The sequence below is a fragment of the Cognatundibacterium squillarum genome (assembly GCF_014652435.1).
GTDB classification, from domain to species: domain Bacteria; phylum Pseudomonadota; class Gammaproteobacteria; order Burkholderiales; family Burkholderiaceae_D; genus Undibacterium; species Undibacterium squillarum.
The window spans coordinates 196,150-210,046 of sequence record NZ_BMYU01000003.1 but is presented as its reverse complement, the minus strand read 5'-3'; the positions used below and the strand labels follow the sequence as shown (position 1 = coordinate 210,046).

Annotated in this window: 11 protein-coding genes; 8 read left to right on the top strand and 3 right to left on the bottom strand. The window is 53.4% G+C overall.

The window, feature by feature from the left end; genetic code table 11:
* Positions 1-106: 106 nt before the first annotated feature.
* Positions 107-1,372: a glycerate kinase type-2 family protein gene (locus tag IE092_RS08045; protein WP_189356540.1), complete on the bottom strand. Its 1,266-nt coding sequence runs from the start codon at positions 1,370-1,372 to the stop codon at positions 107-109.
* Positions 1,373-1,445: 73 nt separating this feature from the next.
* Here IE092_RS08045 and IE092_RS08040 point away from each other — a divergent pair, with 73 nt between their 5' ends.
* From IE092_RS08040 to IE092_RS19000, 5 genes are all read left to right on the top strand, one after another.
* On the top strand, positions 1,446-2,627 hold the full coding sequence (locus IE092_RS08040) for a serine hydrolase domain-containing protein (RefSeq protein ID WP_229793095.1): 1,182 nt from the start codon (positions 1,446-1,448) through the stop codon (positions 2,625-2,627).
* Between the two features lie 20 nt (positions 2,628-2,647).
* Positions 2,648-4,048 (top strand): metallophosphoesterase, encoded by a 1,401-nt coding sequence (locus IE092_RS08035; RefSeq protein WP_189356539.1) that lies wholly within the window; start codon positions 2,648-2,650, stop codon positions 4,046-4,048.
* Positions 4,049-4,378: 330 nt separating this feature from the next.
* Positions 4,379-5,569: a porin gene (locus IE092_RS08030; RefSeq protein ID WP_189356538.1), complete on the top strand. Its 1,191-nt coding sequence runs from the start codon at positions 4,379-4,381 to the stop codon at positions 5,567-5,569.
* 10 nt (positions 5,570-5,579) lie between these two features.
* Positions 5,580-5,993: a type 2 periplasmic-binding domain-containing protein gene (locus tag IE092_RS08025; protein WP_229793094.1), complete on the top strand. Its 414-nt coding sequence runs from the start codon at positions 5,580-5,582 to the stop codon at positions 5,991-5,993.
* 373 nt (positions 5,994-6,366) lie between these two features.
* The gene (locus tag IE092_RS19000) at positions 6,367-8,109 is read left to right on the top strand and encodes a methyl-accepting chemotaxis protein (protein ID WP_189356537.1); all 1,743 of its coding nucleotides are present in this window, start codon (positions 6,367-6,369) and stop codon (positions 8,107-8,109) included.
* A 370-nt stretch (positions 8,110-8,479) separates the two neighbouring features.
* On the opposite strand, the gene IE092_RS08015 is transcribed toward IE092_RS19000, so the two are convergent.
* The gene (locus IE092_RS08015) at positions 8,480-9,055 is read right to left on the bottom strand and encodes an ATP-dependent Clp protease proteolytic subunit (protein WP_189356536.1); all 576 of its coding nucleotides are present in this window, start codon (positions 9,053-9,055) and stop codon (positions 8,480-8,482) included.
* Positions 9,056-9,129: 74 nt separating this feature from the next.
* Positions 9,130-10,317 (bottom strand): M20 aminoacylase family protein, encoded by a 1,188-nt coding sequence (locus IE092_RS08010; RefSeq protein ID WP_189356535.1) that lies wholly within the window; start codon positions 10,315-10,317, stop codon positions 9,130-9,132.
* Between the two features lie 913 nt (positions 10,318-11,230).
* On the opposite strand from IE092_RS08010, the gene IE092_RS08005 reads away from it, so the two are divergent.
* From IE092_RS08005 to IE092_RS07995, 3 genes are all read left to right on the top strand, one after another.
* On the top strand, positions 11,231-12,322 hold the full coding sequence (locus IE092_RS08005; protein ID WP_229793093.1) for a porin: 1,092 nt from the start codon (positions 11,231-11,233) through the stop codon (positions 12,320-12,322).
* Between the two features lie 152 nt (positions 12,323-12,474).
* Positions 12,475-12,972 (top strand): hypothetical protein, encoded by a 498-nt coding sequence (locus IE092_RS08000; RefSeq protein WP_189356534.1) that lies wholly within the window; start codon positions 12,475-12,477, stop codon positions 12,970-12,972.
* A 168-nt stretch (positions 12,973-13,140) separates the two neighbouring features.
* Complete coding sequence (locus tag IE092_RS07995; RefSeq protein ID WP_189356533.1) at positions 13,141-13,881, top strand: DUF1700 domain-containing protein; 741 nt, start codon at positions 13,141-13,143, stop codon at positions 13,879-13,881.
* The last annotated feature ends 16 nt before the right edge of the window (positions 13,882-13,897 follow it).

The following is a 13,897-nucleotide window of genomic DNA, read 5'->3' as shown; positions in this document are numbered from 1 at the left end:
CGAAAAGCGTCAGCATCTCCGGCAAGCGGAGGTGACGCTTTGTGCTTCATCATGAAACGGGTATGTTGAATATTTGTCCGGCATTATAAACGACCGAACAGTCAGTTCACAAAACCAGAATTGCCCGAAAATCATTCACATTGGTACGGGTCGGGCCGCTTGTGATCAAAGCGTTCACACTCTGAAAAAAATGATAAGCATCATTGTTATCAAGCATGACACGTGCGGACAAACCTGTGCTGGCCGCCTGTGTCAGCGTATCCGGTCCGCAAACCGCGCCGGCATTGTCTTCTGAACCATCGATGCCATCGGTATCGCAAGCCAGCGCCCAGATGCGCGGATTGCCCTGTACGGTGTGTGCAAAGCTCAGTAAAAATTCTGCATTGCGTCCGCCACGGCCATTGCCGCGTACCGTGACCGTGGTTTCTCCGCCGGACAATATCAGGCAGGGCGCAGTGAACGGTTGCCCTTTACGGGCGACTTCAAGTGCCAGTGCAGCATGCATTTTGCCGATGTCACGCGCCTCGCCTTCAATACCATCCGACAGAATATGCGCCGGAATACCGGCTGCGTTTGCAAAGGCCGCTGCAGCTTCGAGCGCCATCGCTGCCGTGGCGATGATGCGGGTCTGATGTCCGGCAAAACGCGGATCATCCGGCCACGGGGTTTCGCCGCGTCCGGATTGCAAGTGTTCGCGCACATGCGGCGGAACGGTGATCGCATATTTATCAAGGATTGCCAGTGCATCCGCACAACTGCTGGCATCGGGTAAAGTCGGGCCGCTGGCGATGATGTCGGGATCATCACCGGGTACATCCGAGATCAGCAGCGTGACCACTTTTGCCGGTGCGCAGGCCAGTGCCAGTCTTCCGCCTTTGATCGCGGATAAATGTTTGCGCACGCAATTCATTTCATGGATGGTCGCACCGCTGCGCAGCAAGGCGCGGTTGATCTGCTGTTTATCCTGCAACTGTATGCCGGGCGCAGGCAGCGCCAGTAAGGCAGAACCGCCGCCGGAAATCAGACACAGCACCAGATCGTCACTGCTCAGGCCACTGACGGCGGACAGAATATCCTGCGCCGCCTGTTCACCGGCAGCATCCGGCACCGGGTGAGCGGCTTCTACTACGCGTATGCGCTGGCAGTCAGCCCCATGACCGTAGCGGGTGACAACCACGCCGCTGAGTTCACCCTGCCAGTGCTGCTCCACTACCTGCGCCATCGCCGCTGCCGCTTTACCGGCGCCGATCACCACAGTGCGTCCCGCCGGTGGTGCAGGTAAGGCAGCAGGCAGGCAGCGTGCAGCGCTGACGCTGTCGACTGCGTGTTGAAATAAAGACTGTAAAAACACGGCAGGCTGTTGAATTGACATGATCGCAGTTCAGGTAAGATGTGGGCTTTTCTACGCATGAGCGGCGCAGTGCGCTGCAAACATCATAATCGAAATGCAATACGACTTTGGTGAAGTAAATTCAGCAATGCAAAAGTATGTCGACCGCCAGATTATTGCCGGCGTATCGACTGCCGTCCTGCATGGTCAGGAGCTGGTGCATCTGCATTGCAATGGCTGGGCAGACCGTGAACATCAGATCGCGCTGCGCGATGATCATTTGTTCCGTATTTATTCGAATACCAAGCTGATCACCTCGATGGCGGTGATGCAGCTGATTGAACAGGGCAAGCTGGCGCTGGACGATCCGGCCGATTACTGGCTGCCGCAATTGCGCAATCGCCGCGTGCTGCGCCCCGGTGCGACTTCACTGGATGACACCGAACCGGCGCAGTCTGCCATCACGGTACGCCAGTTACTGAACCATACCTCAGGCCTCAGTTATGGTTTGCTGGACCACGGCAGCCTGCTGTACAAGGCGTATAACGAAGTCCGTATTCTGAATGCGTTCACCACGCTGGAAGATATGATGAATTTGCTACAGCCCTTGCCACTGAGCTTTCATCCGGGGCAGGCGTGGCAGTATTCGATTGCGACCGACGTGTTAGCGCGGCTGGTGGAAGTGGTCAGCGGCAAACGCTTTGATCAGTATCTTCAGCTGAATATTTTTAATCCTTTGGGAATGGATGACACCGGATTTTTTGTGCCGGAAGCCAAACACGCCCGTCTGAGCGCCTATTATGGTGGCACTGATCCGCAGAATATTCTGCAGCGCGGTTTGCGCAGGCTGGATAAATCGCCGTATCCGGGCGCATTTTTGCAGCCGGTGGCGCGTTTATCCGGCGGTGGCGGCCTGGTTTCCAGCATGCACGACATGCTGGCACTGATGCGCAGTTTCCTGCACGGCGGTGAATCGGTGCTGAAGCCGGAAAGCATACAACTGATGATGCAGAACCACTTACCGGCCGGACAGGGCATCAGCTTCCCCGGTGTCGGTGATGTGCCGAATAAAGGTTTCGGACTTGGCGGTGCGGTGACTTTGTATCCGTCTGAAAGCGATCCGCCCGGTTCGGAAGGCGAATTTGAATGGGGTGGCATCGCCGGTACGCACTGGTGGATTTCGCCGCGCCACAATCTGGCCGGTGTGCTGATGACGCAGCGCCTGATGAGTTTCTGGCACCCGTTTTCATTTGATTTTAAACGCCTCGCTTATCGCGGTGCAGGCATACAGCGCTGAAGCGCTGACAAGGAGAGAAGATGCATAAAACCATCACGATCAGCGCACTGACGCTGGCGCTGGCCGGATGCGCCACTACCGGTGGCATGGCACCGGCCGCACAGGGTTTGCAGACGGCGTTTGTTTTGCTCGGTGAAAACGGTGTGCCCGTAGCGCGGGCAATCACCACCGATGCAGTGTGTCCGGCGCTGGAGGTGGATGGCCGCGCGCTCGCGATGCAAGTGCGCATGCCTGCGGAAACGATTGCGCAGCGTAAAACCGCCAGCAAGCCGGAAGATTCCAAGCCTTCCGCCTTTCCGGTGCTGACCTGCGATGCGATTCTGCCCGCCGGTGTACGCAGTGTTTCGGTTGCGGGAAAAGCATTGCCGGTACCGGTGGCAGATGTGAAAAAGATTGTGGTGATCGGCGATACCGGTTGCCGTCTGAAGACGGCGGATAATTATTTTCAGTCCTGTAATGACAGCGATCAGTGGGCATTCCGCGAAATGACCGTGGCTGCTGCGGCACAAAAACCGGATCTGGTGCTGCATGTCGGCGATTATCACTACCGTGAAAACGCTTGTCCGGACGGGAACCCCGCATGCAGCGGCAGCCCTTGGGGTTATGGCTGGGATACCTGGAAAGCGGACTTTTTTGATCCTGCGACCGCATTGCTGAAGGCTGCGCCGTGGGTCATGGTGCGCGGTAACCATGAAACCTGTGTGCGTGCCGGTCAGGGCTGGTGGCGCTTCATGGATCCGCGTGCGGTGCAGGCCGGACGCGACTGCAATCTGGAACAGAACGATACACAGGGCGATTACAGTGAGCCTTATGCAGTGCCACTGGGCTTACCGGGTGCAATGCAGACACAGCTGATTATTTTTGATTCATCCAAAGTCGGCTATAAAGCGCTGCCGCCACAGGATGCAGTGTTTCAGCGTTATACCGGACAGTTGCAGCAGGCAACGAACTTATCCAAGCGCACGCCGTGGAATTTTTTCGTACAGCACCATCCTTTGCTGGGTTTCGCGGTGGAACGCAGCAAGAGCGGTGATCTGACAGTTTTCCCGGGCATTGTGCCTTTGCAGGATGGACTGAAAACCCTGCATCAGGAAAAATTATTCCCGGCGCAGGTGCAAACCACGATTGCCGGTCATGTGCATTTGTTTCAGGCCGTGACATACAAAACCGGTCAGGCAGCGCAATTTATTTCCGGTAACGGCGGTTCTTCGCTGGATGTGCCACTGACCGCAGCAGCGATTCAGGGAAAAACACCGATGCCGGGTGCTGAAGTGGATTTTTTCAGCAATTCAAATGAAGTCGGTTACATGGTGCTGGAGCGCCAGAGCGATTTCTGGCTGGCGACGGCATGGACGCGCAAAGGCAAGCAACTGACCCGTTGTGAAATCCGTCGCGATGGGACACGCTGTACCGCTTCTTAATTCAGTTTTAACCTCGTTTCAAAAAAAACGGAGCCGCGTGCTCCGTTTTTTATTGAGACGAAATCCGCATAGTTTTTTGTGCGTCCTGCGCAACGCTTTCCATTGTTTTGAGTAAACACTCTGGATTTCGGGTTCTCCGTGGCATAACTTGAAAGAAACCGTTTCCTCTCTACGGAAACTATGATTCCTGCGCCTTAAATACCACTGAATGCCCTCGGTTACTGGCTTCTGCAACGCAATAACATTTGTAGAATTTTGTTTCCTGAAGGAATTTATGCTTTGCGGAAACTTCCACGCAATTAAAATAGAAACACTTTAAAAGGAGATACCATGAAATTAAAACCAGTTGTTGTTGTTCTTGGTCTGGCGATCTCTGCGATGGCTTCCGCGCAGGAAAGCAACTTTACGCTGACCGGCTTCGGCACTGCCGCAATGACACGCACGAATACCAGTGACGCAGAATTTGCCCGTCAGGCGCAGTTAAACGGTGCCCGCGATTCCTTCAATACCGGCGTTGATTCCAACCTCGGTCTGCAGGTTTCTTATAAAGCCAATGACTGGTTATCGTTCACCGGTCAGGGCTTGGTCAGTAAGCATATCACTGACGAATTCGGCGCAGAGCTGACATGGGCTTTTGCGAAGATGAAAGCGTCGGATAACCTGAGCGTGCGTGTCGGCCGCATGGGGATTCCGGTCTACATGATTTCTGATTATCAGAACGTAGGTTACTCCAGTACTTTCATTCGTCCACCGGTGGAAATGTATAGTCAGGTTCCGCTGACTTATGTTGAAGGCGCCGACGCGATTTATCAGACGGATCTGGGTGACGGCAGCCTGTCTGCACAGTTCGCTTATGGCCGTACCGAAACCAAAGGCACCGGTAATTCCTACACCGCGAAATTCAAAGACCTGATGGGTCTGAATCTGGTGTACGACAATGGCCCGTTCACTGTGCGCTTTGGCCATATCCGCACTAAGTTTTCCGTTGAAGATTCTGCTTCGCTGAATGCGGTAGTTGGCGGATTGACAAAAGTTGGATTTACGGATGCAGCGAATTCGCTGATGATCAAAGATACCAAGGCATCTTTCACTTCGCTGGGACTGGGCGTGAACTGGAAAGGCTGGACTGGTCAGGCAGAATACGGTGTACGCCGTTCCGATACACGCAGTCTGCCTGATACGACTTCCTGGTATGTGCTGGCCGGGTATAAATGGGGAAATTTCACACCTTATTACCTGCACTCTGACGTAAAACAGGATTCCGGCCGCACTATGGCAGGCTTGCCAACCACGGGTCCGCTGGCTGCCCTGACGGCCGGTGCCAATGCCTATGCGTCGAATGCACCTGTACAAAGCAGTAACAGCGTTGGTCTGCGCTGGGACTTCCACAAAGCGGCTGCGCTGAAAGTCCAGTATGACCGTATTTCTCCGAAAGACGGAGCCGGTACATTTGTCAATCCTAAACCGGGTTTTGCAGGACCGGTCAATGTGTTGGCAGTCGGTATCGATTTTGTATTCTGAGGAGAGGTGTATGAAACGTGTCATCCAAACTATCATTATGGCAACAGGTTTACTGTCTGCCGCTGCTGCAGTGCAGGCTGCTGAAATCGTGATTATCGTGAATCCGGCGAATCCTGCGACAGCGATGACGCCGACGCAGGCATCGCAGTTTTTCCTTGGAAAATCCCAGATGTTTGTACCAGTGGATTTGCCAGAGAACTCACCGATTCGGGCTGAGTTTTACAAAAAAGTCTGCGATAAAGATCTGGCGGAAGTAAAAGCGTTATGGTCCAAGCTGGTGTTTACCGGTAAAGCCACAGCACCGAAAGAGTACAACTCTGCTGCAGAGATCAAAAAAGCAGTTGCATCCACGCCGAATGCAATTGGCTATATCGATAAATCTGCGGTGGATTCCACTGTCAAAGTCATCACGACCCTTCACTGATCCCGTCTGAGTAAATATGAGGGCGAAAGCCCTCATATTTAAACATCTGTTTCATTTCTGATCTGTTTTTTCCGCTTCACAGTTATATAGTAACTGTCAGGGAGAGGCCAGAGCGCATTTCATCAATATCCGCGAGATGTGTTTGTCTTACAGCGCAGGCTGGCAAGGTTGCAGCAGGGAATTCATGCAGCAAAGCTGTATGAAAGAGAGACAAGGCAGTGCAGCAGTGCTATTCACAACGCGTCCAACGCTGTTCGGCGTGCACTATGCGGCAAACTCTCACCGCACCTCGCATTCGCACTCGTGACTATTGATGAAGTGAGTTCTAATATAAATTCTACTGAGATGCCCGACACTATCAGCCGAGGATAATATGAAATTTTTTATTGATATGAAGATATCTGCGAAACTGATTACGGGTTTTGCAGTTGTACTGTTGCTTACTTTGTTTGTCGGACTGTTCTCTATAGCGCAACTGTCCAAGGTCAATGAAGCATCCGTCGAACTGGGAACGAACTGGATGCCCAGCGTGAAAGCCGCAATGGGGATTAAAGAACGGGTATCGCGTCTGCGTGCGCAGGAAGCACAAATGGCATTTGCAGATACGCCTGAAGATGTCGAAAAGTATGCTAAACGGGCGAAGGAAGCGATTGACGGGCTGATCGAAAATCAGGCCGCATATGAAAAGCTGATTTCCTCGGATGAAGAGCGTCGTACCTACGAAGAATACCGAAAAGAAGCAACTGCGTATTTCGCACTGACCGAAAAAATGACAGCAATGGTAAAGTCAGGTCAGAAAGACGACGCTGTGCAACTGTTGCGCACTGAATCTTCCAAGCTGAACACCACTTTGCGTGACGTGGTTGATAAGTTGGTCAATCAAAACAGCGAAGGTGGTAAGCATGCGTATGAACAAGCGGCACAACGTTATGAAACGGCAAAGTGGCTGGTCTTGATCACGCTGATTGTCAGTGTGGCAATCGGCGTCACTCTGGCGCTCTTTATTGCACGCATGGTGTCCGGTCCGATCGAATACGCAGTACGTGTGGCGGAAACCGTGGCAACCGGCGATCTGACCAGCCGCATTGAAGTCCACAGCAACGATGAAACCGGTCATTTGCTGAATGCGCTGAAAAAAATGAATGAAAGTCTGGTGCAGATCGTCAGTGAAGTCCGGACCGGCACCAGTGAAATCCGTCATGCATCGAAAGAGATTGCGGATGGCAATATGGAGTTGTCGAATCGTACTGAAACCCAGGCTGGCTCGCTGGAGGAAACGGCATCATCGATGGAAGAAATCACGTCGACTATCCAGCACAATGCCGACAATGCGCGCCAGGCCAATCAGCTCGCCCATTCAGCGTCGGAAGTGGCGCAGCGCGGCGGACAGGTGGTGTCGGAAGTGGTCAGCACCATGGGTTCAATTAACGAATCTTCCAAGAAGATTGTCGACATTATTTCGGTCATCGATGGCATCGCCTTCCAGACCAATATTCTGGCGCTGAATGCGGCGGTGGAAGCGGCACGTGCGGGTGAACAGGGCCGTGGTTTTGCGGTGGTGGCGTCGGAAGTGCGTAGTCTGGCGCAGCGTTCTGCCAGTGCGGCGAAAGAAATCAAAGAGTTGATTAATAACTCGGTCGATAAAGTGGAACAGGGTTCGCGTCTGGTCGATCAGGCCGGTTCCACCATGAGCGAGGTGGTGGACAGCGTCAAACGTGTCAGCGACATCATCGGTGAAATCACGGCAGCAGGGTTGGAACAGAGCGCCGGTATTTCGCAGATCAATGACGCGGTCACCGAAATGGATACGCTGACGCAGCAAAATGCGGCGCTGGTGGAAGAAGCGGCTGCCGCTGCCGGTTCTTTGCAGGAGCAGGCGGAAAAACTGAACGATCTGGTCAGCGTGTTCCGTGTGAATGCGAATGAAGTTCCGGCACAGGCAAGTTTCAGTGCGGACAGCGCTGCAAAGCCGGTGACCAGACAAGCTGTTAAAGCGCCTGTGAAAAAGCCCGCTGCTGCGGTACGTTCTTTGCCAAAGGCGCAACCGGCTAGTCGTCCGGCACCGAAAGCGCAGGCGCCAAAAGGTGGTGATGACGGCGACTGGGAAGAATTCTGATTCGGTTGACGGCAGCATGCGTGGCTGACGCATTGTCTGCCGGTCATCGCAGCGCCGCAGCAGACGGCGCTGTATTCAGGCGGGCAATCTCTGATTGCCCGTTTTTTTTTGGACGCTCTCCCTGCAGATCAGCACCGGACGGAACCGGCATTTGATCTGGCTGCTGTGCAAATATCGTCATCAGGCAAAAACGAAGGCCCGGACTTTCTGCCGACGACCGCCGGGGTGCTGTGCTGAACACCGCATTTGAGGCATTTTCAGGCCAAAAAACGGCTCTGCCAGCCTGCTGGCGGATTGCCATACCCAACCCGTAAAAAATCCCCGGGTCCGGTCAGGAGGCGGGGATGTTCTGGCGAAGCTGATACAGCGATCAGCGCAGGTCGCTCTGGCGTTCGATGATGCGCGAAATCAGGCCGTATTCCAGCGCTTCTTCTGCAGTCATCCAGTAATCACGGTCGATATCGTTAGTGACTTTGTCCAGCGACTGGCCGGTTTGTGCCGCGATCAGCTTGGCAATGCGCTCACGCACTTTGACGATTTCACGTGCCTGAATCGCGATATCGCTTGCCTGACCGCCGCAACCGCCGCTAGGCTGATGAATCAGGAAACGGGTATTCGGCAGACAAACGCGTTTTTCTTTCGGTGCCGACAAAAATACCGTGACTGCTGCACTGCCAACCCAGCCGCTGCCGACCATATTCACCGGCAATTCGGTGAAGCGGATCATGTCATGGATTACATCGCCGGATTCCACGTGACCGCCCGGCGAAGACACCAGTACTGTCACCGGATCAGCCGATTCTGCCGCCAGTGCGATCAGGCGTTTGCTGACATCCGCTGCCTGTTTGTCATTGATGGTGCCGAACACCAGCACAGTGCGCGACTGAAAAGCTTTTTCTTCGAGAAAATTGCTGCGGACAGCGTTATCGTCTTTTTGTTCGGACATAGTTGCATTCTGAAAATGGTTGAAAACTCAGCTTACCGGATTCCTGTGAAACACGGTAGCGTCTGGACCTTGCATTATTTTAAATAAGTTTCTGCCAGTCGTACCCAGTAACTTGCGCCGACCGGTATCAGATCGTCGTTAAAGTCATAACTCGGGTTGTGTAAATTGCAGGGGCCGAGGCCATGGCCGGCATCGCGGTGGCTGCCATCGCCATTGCCGAGGAACACATAACAACCCGGTTTATGCTGCAGCATGAACGCGAAATCTTCTGCGCCCATGGTTGGCTCCACGTCTGCATCCACCATCGCATCACCGGCCAGCTCGCGCATTACACCGACTGCGAAGGCGGTTTCCGCTTCATGGTTAATCAGCGGCGGGTAATTCCGTTTAAAACGAAAATCGACGCTGGCACCGAATGCGGCGGCGGTGTGTTCCGCAATCGTACGCATACGGGTTTCGATCAGATCCAGCATGTCATTGCTGTAAGTGCGGACCGTGCCGCAGATGGTCGCATCATCGGGCACGATATTGGTTGCGCTGCCAGCGTGGATTTGGGTGACGGACAACACAGCAGATTCATGCGGGCTGGCGTTACGGCTGATAATGGTTTGCCAGCTCTGCACCATTTGCACCGCCGTCATCACCGGATCCGTACCGCGATGCGGTTGCGCTGCGTGGCAGCCTTTACCGCGCACCGTGACATAAAATTCATTCGATGACGCCATCATCGCACCGCTGCGCACACCAAACTGCCCGGCAGCCAGTCCCGGCCAGTTGTGCAGGCCGAATACGGCTTCCATCGGATAATCGCGGAACAGGCCATCTTCTATCATCGCACGCGCACCGGCACCGCCTTCTTCTGCAGGCTGAAAAATCAGATAGACCGTGCCATTGAAATGGCGGTGTTCCGACAAATAGCGCGCGGCTGCCAGCAGCATGGCGGTATGACCGTCATGCCCGCAAGCATGCATTTTGCCTTCATGCACCGAGGCGTGCGCAAAAGTATTGGTTTCCTGCAGCGGCAGCGCATCCATATCAGCACGCAAGCCGATTGCACGCGGACTGTCACCGTTTTTCAGGATACCGAGCACGCCGGTTTTGCCCAAACCGCGCACAACAGGAATGCCCCATTGCTGCAGCTGGCTGGCAACCAGATCGGCTGTACGGACTTCTTCATAGCAAAGTTCAGGATGCGCATGAATATCGCGCCGGATCGCCTGAATTTCAGACTGATATTGCTGGATAGGTTCGATGAGTTTCATAGTGGAGAGTCTCCTGATTGCCCACAGTTGAGTTTTAAGTATGCACGGGCAATATGAAAACCGGCCTGCCACAGTGCCGGTTCAGTGTTTTATAACGATACCAGATTCATGCGTTTCAGGCATGACGCTGTGCAAGAGTCGGCATGCAGGCAGGGATTCCGGTTAAGTTATGTGCTTTATGAATGATTGATATAGGAAGAATAAAGCAGACTTATTTGTCGCACTGCAGTAAAGTTACACCTGTCTCCTCCAACACCTCCTAAGGTTTGGATTTAACCCGCAACCCCTTGGTTGTGGGTTTTTTTTTGTCGGTACGGTTTGTGTCAGCCTTTTGTTACAGCGTTTACCATGCTGTTACGGTTATGCGATTTTCTGATGACAGTTATGCGAAAAACTTCGTTGGAAGTTATGCTGCACTGCGATATAGTAGGAACTGTCTCCTCCAACACCTCCTGAGGTTTGGATTTAAGCCCGCGATTAGCGGGCTATTTTTTTGCCTGTTACTTTCCTTCTTCTTTTTTTATGTCTGCATGAACTGCTGCTCATGAATAAACCGAACATCCGCATTGCTGATATTCAGGTTTCGTATAGGGGATATTCCGAGAATAAAGCAGACAACCATATTGCGGCGCAGTATAGTATCTACAGTCTCCTCCAACACCTCCTAAGGTTTGGATTTAAAGCCCGCAAATCAGCGGGCTTTTTTTTCGCCTGTTCCAATATCAGGTAAGCAGCGATTCGTTATAAATCAATTGATAACGATTCTGTTGTAGTTTGGTGAAAAAGCGTGAAATGCTGCGTTTTCCGGATGTGCGTTCACAGCAAAATGCGTATCATCCCGCCCATTCCGGCTGTGCGCTTTTCTTCTTTGGTTCGCTCAGCCTGCAGGTTTTTTCTACGCAGGAGTTTTTTCATGAAAGCAGTAATGTTCAAATCCGGCATCGCAGCAGCGATGGTGCTGTGCGCTAACGGCGCTCTGGCACAATCCACCGTCACCGTACAGGGACTGGTTGATGTGTATGCCGGTTCGGTGAAATTCAGCGGTGACAACGGTTCCCGTGCTTCCGTCAACAGCGGCGGCATGACGACATCGTGGGTTGGTTTTAAAGGTTCTGAAGATCTGGGTGGCGGCCTGAAAGCAGAATTCGCGCTGACCAGCTTCCTGCAGGCGGATACCGGTACGTCCGGCCGCTTTTTCGGTGACACCATGTTTTCGCGCGATGCGAATGTCGCACTGAAAGGCGACTTCGGCCGTGTATCGCTGGGCCGCGATTTGGCACCGAGCTTTTTGCCAACGGTGATCTTCAATCCTTTCGGCGATTCCTTCAGTTTCTCCCCGCTGGTCCTGCATACCTGGGTACCGAGCGGTGATTTCGGCAAACGCACCTGGCCTAACTTTATCGCCGGCGATTCCGGCTGGAGCAATGAAATCATTTACACGACCCCGGATCTTGGTGGTCTGACAGCCAATGTGCATTACCAGTTCGGCGAAAAAACCGGCGACACCGGTACAAAAAACATCGGTATCAATGCGCTGTACTTCAATGGCCCGCTGGCTCTGAGTGGCTATTACCATCAGGTACAGGCCGGTAATCCGACGCCGGGCGCACTGATCGATGCAACAGCAGCACCGGTCAATTTTGCTTCCGTGACTAATCAGAAAACCTGGTTTGCAGCTGCCAGCTATGATCTGAGCGTTGCAAAACTGTATGCAACATACTCGCAAAGCAAAAACGATGCAGCTGCGAATACCTCGATGAAAGATAAAACCTACAGCCTCGGTGCCAAAGTGCCGGTGGGCGGCGGTGATATTCTGGCAGGCTTCGCGAATACTCGCCGCAATGGCTCACTGGTCGGTGCTGAACTGAAACGCGACACCCTGACCATTGGCTACGACTACCGTTTATCCAAACGTACCGATGTGTATGCGCTGGTGATGAGCGATAAATTGTCGAATGCTGAACGCGCCAGCAGCTTGGCGGCCGGTATGCGTCATCAGTTCTGATCCTGATACATACATCACGCCATGCCGGTTTTTGCGGATGCAAAAACCGGCATTTTCTTTTCCGGCTTGTGGCAGGTGCATGGCGGAAAGTAAGGTCAGTGACTATAGTGAAACCGGTGACAGCAATTTCTTAAAATTTCCGGAGATCACATATGCAGGTGCCGGTTGTACTCGCGATGGAAGCCTCTGCCACGGGACGCAGTGGCTATCCGATTGAAGTCGGGTATTCTCACCGGCACGGTGACGGCTGGTGCACGCTGGTACGACCGGAACCGGGCTGGCTGGAGTGGGACGACGGACTGTTTCACTGTCACCGCATATCGCGCGATACCTTGCAGACCGCCGGACGTACAGTGCCTGAAATCGCCGCATTCCTGAATGCCCGTCTGCAAGGACTCACGGTGTATTCTGAATCCGGCAGCAGTGGTCATTACCGGTTGCAGCAATTGTTCACCGCTGCCGGGGTGGAAGCGATGTTCCGGCTTGCGGATCTGCAGGAAATTATTTCGTCTTCACAGCGCCAGATCTGGCAAACAACGCGCATTCAGATTGAAAAAGAGTTGTCGCTGACCCGCCGCAGAGCCAGTAATCAGGCGCGTATTGCGCAGCTGACCTGGTTGCGTACTTTTGATACTGTGCACGCTGGCTAAACCTGTTGCCATTCTTTCCCGCCTTGTTTTTCCTGTCTTGTTGTTTCAGCAGTCATTCCTCATCTGCAGTTTGTTCCCTGAATTTGTCAACCTGTCGCAATCCGCTGGATTGCTACCGGTGGTCTCATTATTCTGAACTTCATCAGACAGGAACACACGGAGACAACCATGAATACGCAAATCTATCTCGAGCAACTCGGACAGGCGCTCAACTCCTTACAGGCGGCGCAGCGTGATGCAATCCTGAGTGCTGTGAAAGCAGATTGTGAGCAGAAAATCGCTGGCGGCATGCCGGAACAGGATGTGATCAGCAGCTTGCCCGCACCGGAAATTCTGGCAAAACGGAAGATTCTGGAACTCAGCTACCGTGGTCTGAAAACGGATTTCAGCTTACCGGGTCTTGCGCGCTGGGCACTGGCACTAGGCGGACTGGCGATGGCGAATTTTGCTTTGTTTGTACCGGCCATTACATGGCTGAGCATTCTGTTTGCGGGCTTTATCAGCGCACTGATGATGTATGGCAGCGGCGTAATGCTGACCGCCAGTGCCGTATCCGGCAATCAGCAATTTAAACTGGATCTTCCTGCGCACATGCTGCAACTGGGGGACCACGATGACGGCCGCAGTGAAGTGCGGCACGGGCAGATTATCGCCGGTGGCAGTGAAATTGCTGTCGTTGCAGCGACTTCCGTGCCTGCACAACCGGCGGCTGAAAATGCGCAGTCTGATGGTGCTACCAAGCTGGAGTTCACCTTCCGGCAGTCCGTGATGCCACGCATCAGCTCCGGTGTGTTTCTGATCATTCTGAGTTTCCTGACAGCCTGGTGTATGACGAAACTGTCAGCGCTGAGCTGGCGTGGTCTGGTGGCGTATCTGCGCTGGAACCGTAAAGTATTGCAAAGCGTTTAAAACAGGATATCAGGGA

Excerpts from the sequence above, each read along its gene's own strand:
- IE092_RS07995 (WP_189356533.1), top strand. The coding sequence starts at position 13,141 with ATGAATACGCAAATCTATCTCGAGCAACTCGGACAGGCGCTCAACTCC.
- IE092_RS08035 (WP_189356539.1), top strand. The coding sequence starts at position 2,648 with ATGCATAAAACCATCACGATCAGCGCACTGACGCTGGCGCTGGCCGGA.
- IE092_RS08045 (WP_189356540.1), bottom strand. The coding sequence starts at position 1,372 with ATGTCAATTCAACAGCCTGCCGTGTTTTTACAGTCTTTATTTCAACAC.
- IE092_RS08000 (WP_189356534.1), top strand. The coding sequence starts at position 12,475 with ATGCAGGTGCCGGTTGTACTCGCGATGGAAGCCTCTGCCACGGGACGC.
- IE092_RS08015 (WP_189356536.1), bottom strand. The coding sequence starts at position 9,055 with ATGTCCGAACAAAAAGACGATAACGCTGTCCGCAGCAATTTTCTCGAA.
- IE092_RS08030 (WP_189356538.1), top strand. The coding sequence starts at position 4,379 with ATGAAATTAAAACCAGTTGTTGTTGTTCTTGGTCTGGCGATCTCTGCG.
- IE092_RS19000 (WP_189356537.1), top strand. The coding sequence starts at position 6,367 with ATGAAATTTTTTATTGATATGAAGATATCTGCGAAACTGATTACGGGT.
- IE092_RS08025 (WP_229793094.1), top strand. The coding sequence starts at position 5,580 with ATGAAACGTGTCATCCAAACTATCATTATGGCAACAGGTTTACTGTCT.
- IE092_RS08040 (WP_229793095.1), top strand. The coding sequence starts at position 1,446 with ATGCAATACGACTTTGGTGAAGTAAATTCAGCAATGCAAAAGTATGTC.
- IE092_RS08005 (WP_229793093.1), top strand. The coding sequence starts at position 11,231 with ATGAAAGCAGTAATGTTCAAATCCGGCATCGCAGCAGCGATGGTGCTG.
- IE092_RS08010 (WP_189356535.1), bottom strand. The coding sequence starts at position 10,317 with ATGAAACTCATCGAACCTATCCAGCAATATCAGTCTGAAATTCAGGCG.